The following is an 8,638-nucleotide window of genomic DNA, read 5'->3' as shown; positions in this document are numbered from 1 at the left end:
GCTCCGGGACGCCAGCCGCCGTCGACGCGCTCCCAGAGCACGACCTTCGAGGACGCCGAGGTCTTCGCGGCCCCCGTGACCAGGACGACCTGCCGCGTGCGGGCCGGGATCTGCGAGAGGGTCTTGGGGCCGAGCCCCGGAAGCTGCCCGGGGTATTGCGGCTTCGGCGGCTTCGGCGGCTTCGGCGGGACCGTCGCCTGTGGCGTGGCGGGGGCGTCCTGGACGACCGGGGCCGCCTCAGGGACCGGGTTCGCCTCGGCTGTGTGGTGGTACGCGGTGATCCCCAGCGAGGAGACGACGACCACCGCGGCTGCGGATATGTACGTCCTGCGAAGGCGCATCGGTGCGGGCTTTCTCAAGAGGGCGGAAGGTCGGTTCGCGGCCCCATGGCCGGGTGCACCGAACTAGAAGACCGGGTCGTATTTCGTGGTTGAGGCGACAGGCCTGGCATTGCCGCGCGCGTCAGGGGCGCTTCTCAGGCCTGGTGGTCGCTTCACATTCGTTCGACCAGGTGGATGCCCGATTGGGTTGCCCAGGCGTGGCAGGATCGGAGACTGTGCTCTCAGTCACGTCCGCCGGTGCGCCTGGCAACTCGGCATGTATCTCCGGGGCAGCGCTGTTTCTGTACGTGATGAGCGGCAACGCGACGAGGTCCCGTCGATATGCCCTGTAGGCCTCTTCAATAGTCTTCTTGTGCAGTTTGGCAAGAATTGCTCCCGACTCGGGTCTCCGGAGTTGCGTCCTTGGGAGTGGTGCAACGGTTTGGACCTGATGCAGGGGTTTGCTCCGCCGTCCGGGTTGGTGTCCGCAAAGACAAACGGCCACTGGCTGATCTTCAAAGTGCGAAGAACGCGTCAACCACCGCAACGGATATCGCCCGCGCGAGTGGGACGCCAGGGCCGGTACCGAGCCTGTTGCGTTTTGGAGTTCGCATCGTTGGAATTGTTGGATGAGTCCATGGCCAAGGGCTTCCGTCGGGTCGACCGCGATCAGCAGTTCCTCCTCCCGGTCGACATGCGGGAGTGGTTGCCTCAAGACCATGTCGTCTGGATCCTGCTGGAGGCCGTGGATCACCTGGACCTGACCAGGATCGAGTCCCGGTATGCCCTCGGCGGGACGGGGCGCCGGGCTTACGACCCGCGGATGATGCTCGCACTTTTGATCTACGCGTATGCGGACGGGGTGCGGTCGTCCCGGCAGATCGAGCGGTTGTGCCGCACCGACGTGGCCATGCGCGTCATCTGCGGGCTGCAGGTCCCAGACCACACCGCGTCGCCCGCTTCTGGCAGCACCAGGACTCGGTGAGGGACCTGTTCACGCAAGTGCTGCTGGTGGGCGCGAAGGCCGGGCTGGGACGGCTGGGCACGATAGCCATCGACGGCACCAAAATTGCGGCAAACACATCCCGGTATGCATCCTGCCGCCGCGAATGGCTGCAGGAACAGGTCTCCGCGATCACCGCCGAGGCCGCCGCGCCGATGAGGCCGAAGACGCCACCTTCCCAGCCCGAGCGAAAAACGCCGAGACACCACAGCAACTCCGAGGCCGGCGGGACCGTGAGCGCCGACTGCGCGGGGCCTTGGAAGAAGTGCTCGCCGAGGAGACCGCGCGCGGACTCGACGCCGAAGCGATCGCAACCAAACACGAGGAATTCCTCGAGTGCACCCGGCGCGGGGACAACATGGTAGGCACCCGCCCGTGGGAGTGGACCCGGTAGCTGTCGTCGAAGCCCGGCTGCAGGTCGCTCAAGATCGTCTGGCGAGCGAGAAGGCTGCCATACGTGAGCAGATCGAGGCGATGCGCGAAAGGCTCCGGCTCTTCGCGGCCGGCCACGGACCCAAGCCCGTACTGGGCCCGTTCAGCTTCGACGAAGACCGCGGACGCGAGGTTGCCCGCGCCAAGCAGTGGGTGGTGCGCGCCGAGAACGAACTGGCGAGGGCGCGCTCGGCCCAGGACAGCGCCATGGACCAAGACACTGTGGCTACCGTGCAGGTCACACTCGGCGGCGGCAAACGCGGACCGAGGGGCAACAGTGTCAAAGTCAAGCCGCTGCAGATCCGGCGCAACATCACCGATCCCGACAGCCGGCAGATGCAAGGGGCCGACGGCGGCGCTCTGCAGGGTTACATCGCCCAGCTGGCCGTCGGGGCTGACGGACTGATCCTGGCTTGCGAGCTTGTCCAGGACGGCAACGACCGGCGACAGCTCAAGCCGATGATGCCCGTGGCTGTCGCGGCAGCCCTCGCCGTCCACCAGGCCCGCTGCCTGCGTCAATGCCCGGATCTGGGCGGGTGCTGCATCGAAGCGTTCGTATCGCCCGCAGGCGCAGGCTTATCCGCGACCGGATGCAGTCAGCCGTCATGCCCCTGCACGACGGACTGGATCGGCACGCTCTCGTTCGACAGCGGCTACTGGAGCAAGGAAAACCTGAACGCCCCGGGGCCCGACCGCCTCATCGCGCAGGGAAGGACCCGGGTCCTGCCGCAGGTGGATCCGAACGCGAAGCCCCCGCCTGAGGACGCCGACCCTGCAACCCGAATGCTCCACCGCCTCGCCACCCAAGACGGATCAGCAATCTACAAGCGCCGGGCTGCCACCGTCGAACCGGTCAACGGCCAGCTCAAGGAACGTACTCGCCTACGCCGCTTCCCCCGCCGAGGGCGGGCGGCCTGCCAATCCGAACTCGAACTCGCCGGCCTGGTAATCAACCTCCGCAAGTTCTGCCGACTGGACCCCCGCATTCGGCAGCCCTGGCTGTCTGAGCGGGACCCGCCGACAAGACCCGTTCCGACGTCTGCATCCACCAAGACAGACAGCCATGCGCTGGAGACGACCGGCGGCATCCAGGTCTGAAGCGGTGCCCCGTGATACCGCGCAGCCCGAACAGCAACGCAACAGGCTCACCGTCGAGCTGGCCATCCCCAAACTCAGGTCCGGCAGCTACTTCCCGCACTGGCTCCTGGAACGATGCCGCAGGGCCGAGCAGGCCCTGATCTCGGTGGTGGCCACCGCCTACCTGCTCGGGGTCTCCACCCGCCGGGTCGAGAAACTCGCCGAGTTCCTCGGCGTCACCCAGCTGGCCAAGTCCCAGGTCAGCGCCATGTCCAAGCACCTGGACGAACAGGTGGCCGCGTTCCGCAACCGGCCCCTGGACGCCGGACCGTATGCGTATCTCTGGGTCGACGCACTGACCCAGAAGGCCCGTGAAGGCGGCCGCATCACTAACGTCCACGCACTGGTCGCGGTCGGCGTCAACGCCGACGGCCACCGCGAAGTCCTCGGCCTGGACGTCGCCACCGCCGAGGACGGAGCCGGCTGGCTGGCATTCCTGCGCTCACTCATCGCCCGCGGCCTGAACGGGGTCCAGCTCGTCGTCTCCGACGCCCACGCCGGCCTGGTCGATGCGATCGGCGCGACCCTGCCCGGCGCCTCCTGGCAGCGCTGCCGCACCCACTGGAGCCGTCAAGAATCAACCTGTCGGTGTGTCGTCTTCGCTGTGTGCGGCGGCAAGGAGATCAGCGGCAGTCCGGTAGCGGGTGGTGACTGGTGGCGGGAGGTGCCCACCTTCCATGAGCAGGGGTTGGATCTCACGGACGACGTTGCCGATCAAGGACCGGCTCACGTCGCCCAGCGCGTCGGCGAGGACGTCCAGGGTGCACAGTTTCCGCAGATAGAGGACGGCCAGGACGACGCGCTCCTTGTCGCCGATCTTCTGGGGAAAGACGCCGCCGCGGCTGCCGGGCTGGCGATCGGCGCCCCGGCGCTGGTAGGAGGCGCGTTCGATCTGTGCGAGCTGGCGTGGGGCGAGACGGCGGGCAAGTGCGTCCAGGTCCTTGCGGGACATGCCGGTCAAGCGCGGATGGGACAGGCTCTCCATGATCTGGGTTCGCGGCGGAGTCGTTGCCGTGTCGAGGAAGGCCAGCAGCTCGGCGCCGGTGGTGAAGCGGGTGGGGGCGTATCCGGGCTGGTGGCCGTGGTCCTCCAGGACGCGCCGGGTCTCGGCGACGAGGTGGCCGATGCAGTTGGGGGTGACCTCCAGCATGTCGCCCAGCAGCTTCATCGAGCAGACCTGCCGCTGATAGAGGAGCGTGAGCATCACTCGGGCCGCGTCGTCGAACAGCGGTTTGGACCGCTGGTTGCCGGTGGCCCGCCGGGCGCGTCCGCCGCGCTGTTCGCTGTAGCGTTCCTGGGCCCGCGCGGCCTGAAGCGGGGCCAACTCTGCGCACAGATAGGCGAGTTGCGTGTTGCTCAGTCCTGTCAGCCGCGGGTCGGCCAGACGGGCCAAGAGTGTGTGGCGCCGGTCGGCGACGCCGTGCGCCTCACCGACAGCGGGCTGGGCCTGCGCCGAGGCAGGTTCGGGCAGCAAGGTGTAGTTCCACTGGCTGTGCACCTCGTGCTTGACCAGGGACAGGGCGGCGAAGCGGTCCTTGCTGATCGCGATGCCCGTGGGGTAGTCGCCGCGGTCCAGGTGGGCCTCGACATGTAGTCCGGCCCGGGTCCGGGTGGCGGCGATCGTCTGGATGACGACATCGTGGCTGGTCAGGGGGCGACCACGCCAGTTGTGAGTGATGTGGGAGAACAGCCGGTGCTCGATCTCGTTCCACTTTGAAGTGCCCGGCGGGAAATGGCAGACCGTGATCGCCAGGCCGGTCTCTGCCGCCAGCGCTGCCAACTCGCTCTTCCAGACCCGGTAGCGGTAGCCGTTGGAGCCGCCGGCGTCCGCGGTGATCAGCAGCCGGGTGGCCCGCGGATAGTCGTCGTGCCCGCGAGCCTTCCACCAGCGACGGATCGACTCGACGGCGAAGGTAGAGGTGTCGTGGTCGACCCCGACGTTGACCCAGCCGGTGTTGTGAGCGATGTCGTAGATGCCGTACGGGATCGCCTGCTCGACGTCCGGACCGCTGAAGAAGAAGTGGTGATCCTCAACCCGCACCGGGTCGCCCTTCGGACGCCACTCGCGTCCGGCCATGGGTAGGCGTCCAATCTGTTCGCGCTTCTTGGTGTCCACGCTGATCACCGGCTCGCCTGCCGCCTGATGCTGCTTGACCTGTTCGTTGAGGTAGCGGAACTGGGCGTCGCGGTCGGGATGTTGAGTCCCTTCGAGGGTTTTGGCGTTGCCCTGAAGGCTGAAGCCGGCCTGCTTCAGCAGCCGGCCCACCGTCGGCGCGGAGACCGGGTGGCCCTGTCTGGTCAGTTCCTCGGCCAGGTGGCGGAGCGACTTGGTCGTCCAGCGCAGAGGGGATTCCGGATCGCCACGCTCATCAGGCTCGACCAGGGTCATCAGCGCGTTCACCAGGCCGGGGTCGATCTCTTCGGCCGGTTTGCGGCCTCCGCCGTCGGCACGGATGCGCCCGCCGGGCAGCGGCCCGGTGCCGGCTTCCAGCTCTACGATCCCCCGGCGCACGGTGGTCTCGCTCACGGCCGCTGCCCGGGCGGCAGCACGTACCCCACCGTGTCCGAGCAGCCTTGCCTCGGCCGCCACAGCCAAGCGCCGCTGCCGCTCGTTCAGATGAGGCAGCAACACCGCGAAACGGCAGTCGAGTTGGGACAGCATCTCCTCCGTGATCGCCATACCAGGCCAACGAGTCGCTGATCGCGAAGCAACAGGTTGATTCTTGACGGCTTCACTACGTCCGCAACCTGCTCAGTCAGGTCCCGAAATCGGCCCAACCATCGGCGGCCACACTGCTACGAGGATGCCGCCACGCCTTCCGCGAACAGGTGTCTGGTGTGTTGGAGCGATACCAGCGACGCCCGGCCCGTTTGGCCAGGCAGGTCAATGCCGTGGTCACAGATTCAGCGGGCCAGGCGGGAGCGCGTTTGCTGGCGATACTCACGGTGGGCCTGTCCCGTCACACGGCCCTGCGCACCCTGCGGCATATCCCGTTGCTGAACGGGGAGACGCCTCGTGTGATCGACATCGACGACTTCGCCGGCCAAGCCTTCCAGCTTGCGGGCTCGATAACGCCGAGCCTTCGCCCGGTTCCCGCACTTTGCCATGCAGCACCAGCGCGCGGAGTTGGCGCGACTATGGTCGAGGAGGAACCGTGGACAGTCGGGGTTGGCACACGGACGCAGACGCGCGGGTGTTTGTCGGTGTAGATCGCTCCAAGTCATGACGGCTTCCACGGCGAAGCGCTGATCGTCGTTCACGCTCAGAGTCCACTCCACGCCGTTCTCGTCGAGACGTGGTTCCTGCCGTACCCCCACCAGGACTTCAGCAAGTGCGGAGTGAGGTGCCTGCCCACGAAGAATTTTGGTCAGGAGGTCCCGGGTACGGCGAACAGCGTAATACTCCTCCCGCGATCCGCGACCGCCGTGGGATCGCAGCCACTCTCGTCCCTCGGTGGGCGTGGCCAATTCGTCTCGAACGACGCCCCGCGCCGCTGACCAGCTGTTCAGCAGGGCCAGCAAGATGTGCTCACGATTCAACGCCGTCCCCTTCTAACCGGTGAATCCTCAAATGCAGGTTAGCATGATCCGCCTTTGGTCGGCGGTGGAATCGCGGCCATGGAGTACCGGATCCCGTGGGTGCGATGGCAGGTGGTTGGCAACCTGTCCGGCTTTCCTTCCGGGCCCAGCGGGTGCTGCGGCAGGCCCGGCCCGACAGCGGGCCGGACTGCTCGAAGGCGAAGCACCGGTGCGGGAAGCGGTTGGTTGTGCCCTCGATGCGGTCGACTTTGGCGTCCCTTTCCGGGTCCTTGGACCCCTTCCAGGTGCGGGTGCGCTGGAAGAGGATCCCGCGCTCGCGCAGGATCCGCCGCGGACGTTCGCCGCCTATGCGCACCCCGCGGTCCCGATTGCGGGCTGGGTGGTCGGTGTGTTCGCGAAGTCTCCAGCTCGCGAACGGGCATCTCAGCCTCATCGGGCGAGTTGTGGCTGTCGCGGTGAAGAACGCGCGGTCCTCATCGTTGATCAGATTGAGGCGACCTCCAGACTGCTGAGGGTATGGCGCGGCCGGCTCCTTCTCGTTAAACGCACGGATCACGTCCCGGAGCGTCCTGGTACGCGGCGGCCAGCCTCGCGATCGCCGGCACGGTCGTACCCGACGCCGACACGCCCACGCCGTGACGATCGGTGTCCGATGACCTAATGGTTGAGCGGCAGTTGACCCATTAGTCGTATCCGGATATACCTAGGGCACCGAGTCTTGATCGACGGGATCGACCGCGTCCCTAGACGGCCCCACTCCGCTCGTCACGGCGGCGACGGCACCTGATCGGCCAAAGCCGCAGCGAGTTAAGTGCACTTCAACCGGAACGCACGGTCGGGAGTCGGTTTCAATGGTGTACATACAGTGAAAGGGGAGGACTGTAAATCTCTTTCTGATGCGATGATTGCTTCTGAATCACCGGTGCCAGCGTGACCGTCGGCTCCGGGAATGCTGTTGGCTGCTCTGCGCTTTGCGCGGAATGGCAAGGACCCTTGCGCATCGGAGCATCGAGTGCGGGGGTCGCATCTCACGATGCCCCTGAGTGTCCCGAAGAGGCTTTTTGTGGGCAGGTTGGAGAAATGTGGTGCAGGTAAAAAGCGTTGAGCACGTGGGGGAGCAGGAAGTCCAACGTCAGGCGCACGAGGGCGGACCGGGCTGGGGCTCGCCGATGTTCGGTCCGGAGATCCCCTACGGATTCGCCCCCTTCATCAGGGACCAGCGCATGCTCCTCATCGGCGCTGCCGATGAGGACGGTTACCTGTGGTCGACCATCGTCGATGGAGAGGCCGGATTCGCCGACCCCGTGGATGAGCGGACCGTCCTGATCGACGCGTTGCCGGCCATGGGGGACCCACTCCGCGGAGCTTTCGAGTCCGCACAGGATATCGGCGTGCTGGCTCTTCAGCCCCAGACGCGGCGTCGGATCCGGATGAACGGAACCGCCCAGCGGGAGGGAGATCGCCTCGTAATGCGGACGGAGCAAGTCCTCGGGAATTGCCCAAAGTACCTCCAAACACGAGTCGTAAAACAGACGTCTGGTTCCGGTGGAGGACAAGCCACAGTCAGCGGGGAACTGAGCAGCGCGCAGCAGCGGTGGGTTCATGAGGCCGACACGTTCTTCATCGCGAGTCTTTCCCCGGAGCATGGAGCGGATTCCTCGCACCGCGGCGGGATGCCGGGATTCGTCAAGGCCGTCAGCCCACGGAAGATCGTTTGGCCGGACTACGCGGGCAATCAGTTCTACATGACGCTCGGCAACATGGTCCTCAACCCGGCGATTGGATTGCTTTTTTTGGACTGGGAGAGCGGCCATACGCTGCAGTTGACCGGAAAGGGTCGGATTGACTGGGATCCCGTTAACGCGCAGAAGTACCCCGGTGCCCTGAGGATGGTCGAGTTCGACATCACCAAGGTGGTGCAGATCGATCACGCGAGCCGGTTGCGGTGGGAATTCCAGGGGTACTCGCGGACCAATCCGGCAGCCCCGCCCGGAAGTTGACTATGAGCCTTGGCCGGGGTCCAGGCGTGGACGGCGCCAACGCCGACGACCTGGTCGACGTGGAGGCGACCGGCGGCTACGACCCGCACCGCGCGGTGGTCGCCGAGGGGATCGCCCGCGGCAGCCGGGTAACGTTGGACGCCTTGCATCTGCTGGCCACCGAGTACGGAAGCGACGAGAAGTGAGCGCTCAGGACGCCGATCTGC

Annotated in this window: 4 protein-coding genes and 5 pseudogenes; 6 read left to right on the top strand and 3 right to left on the bottom strand. The window is 66.4% G+C overall.

Translation table 11 applies throughout. From position 1 onward, the window contains the following. A pseudogene (locus AB0F62_RS41905) lies at positions 1–341 on the bottom strand (hypothetical protein); the annotation flags it as partial. A gap of 595 nt (positions 342–936) precedes the next feature. Between AB0F62_RS41905 and AB0F62_RS41900 the strand changes: the two are divergent. The 3 genes and pseudogenes from AB0F62_RS41900 to AB0F62_RS41890 form a co-directional block, all read left to right on the top strand. Then, positions 937–1,305, top strand: a complete 369-nt coding sequence (locus tag AB0F62_RS41900; RefSeq protein WP_361811904.1) for a transposase — start codon at positions 937–939, stop codon at positions 1,303–1,305. A gap of 393 nt (positions 1,306–1,698) precedes the next feature. Next, complete coding sequence (locus AB0F62_RS41895) at positions 1,699–2,853, top strand: transposase (protein ID WP_361811901.1); 1,155 nt, start codon at positions 1,699–1,701, stop codon at positions 2,851–2,853. Between the two features lie 43 nt (positions 2,854–2,896). Beyond that, positions 2,897–3,460 (top strand): annotated as a pseudogene (locus AB0F62_RS41890) (transposase); the annotation flags it as partial. 9 nt (positions 3,461–3,469) lie between these two features. Here the strand turns inward: AB0F62_RS41890 and AB0F62_RS41885 are convergent. Next, positions 3,470–5,572, bottom strand: a complete 2,103-nt coding sequence (locus tag AB0F62_RS41885) for an ISAzo13 family transposase (RefSeq protein ID WP_361811899.1) — start codon at positions 5,570–5,572, stop codon at positions 3,470–3,472. A 119-nt stretch (positions 5,573–5,691) separates the two neighbouring features. Here AB0F62_RS41885 and AB0F62_RS41880 point away from each other — a divergent pair. Then, positions 5,692–5,934 (top strand): annotated as a pseudogene (locus AB0F62_RS41880) (ISL3 family transposase); the annotation flags it as partial. A 27-nt stretch (positions 5,935–5,961) separates the two neighbouring features. Here the strand turns inward: AB0F62_RS41880 and AB0F62_RS41875 are convergent. Next, positions 5,962–6,117: pseudogene (locus AB0F62_RS41875) on the bottom strand (CGNR zinc finger domain-containing protein); the annotation flags it as partial. Positions 6,118–7,541: 1,424 nt separating this feature from the next. Between AB0F62_RS41875 and AB0F62_RS41870 the strand changes: the two are divergent. Together AB0F62_RS41870 and AB0F62_RS41865 are read left to right on the top strand one after the other, a co-directional pair. Then, positions 7,542–8,432 (top strand): pyridoxamine 5'-phosphate oxidase family protein, encoded by an 891-nt coding sequence (locus AB0F62_RS41870; protein WP_361811896.1) that lies wholly within the window; start codon positions 7,542–7,544, stop codon positions 8,430–8,432. Positions 8,433–8,458: 26 nt separating this feature from the next. Next, positions 8,459–8,617, top strand: a pseudogene (locus AB0F62_RS41865) (purine-nucleoside phosphorylase); the annotation flags it as partial. Positions 8,618–8,638 lie beyond the last annotated feature (21 nt).

This window comes from Streptomyces sp. NPDC026673 (assembly GCF_040638135.1).
GTDB lineage: Bacteria > Actinomycetota > Actinomycetes > Streptomycetales > Streptomycetaceae > Actinacidiphila.
This window is presented reverse-complemented; position numbering and strand designations above follow the sequence as displayed.

Bases quoted from the DNA above. Each gene is read 5' to 3' on its own strand.
- AB0F62_RS41885 (WP_361811899.1), bottom strand. From the start codon at position 5,572: ATGGCGATCACGGAGGAGATGCTGTCCCAACTCGACTGCCGTTTCGCG.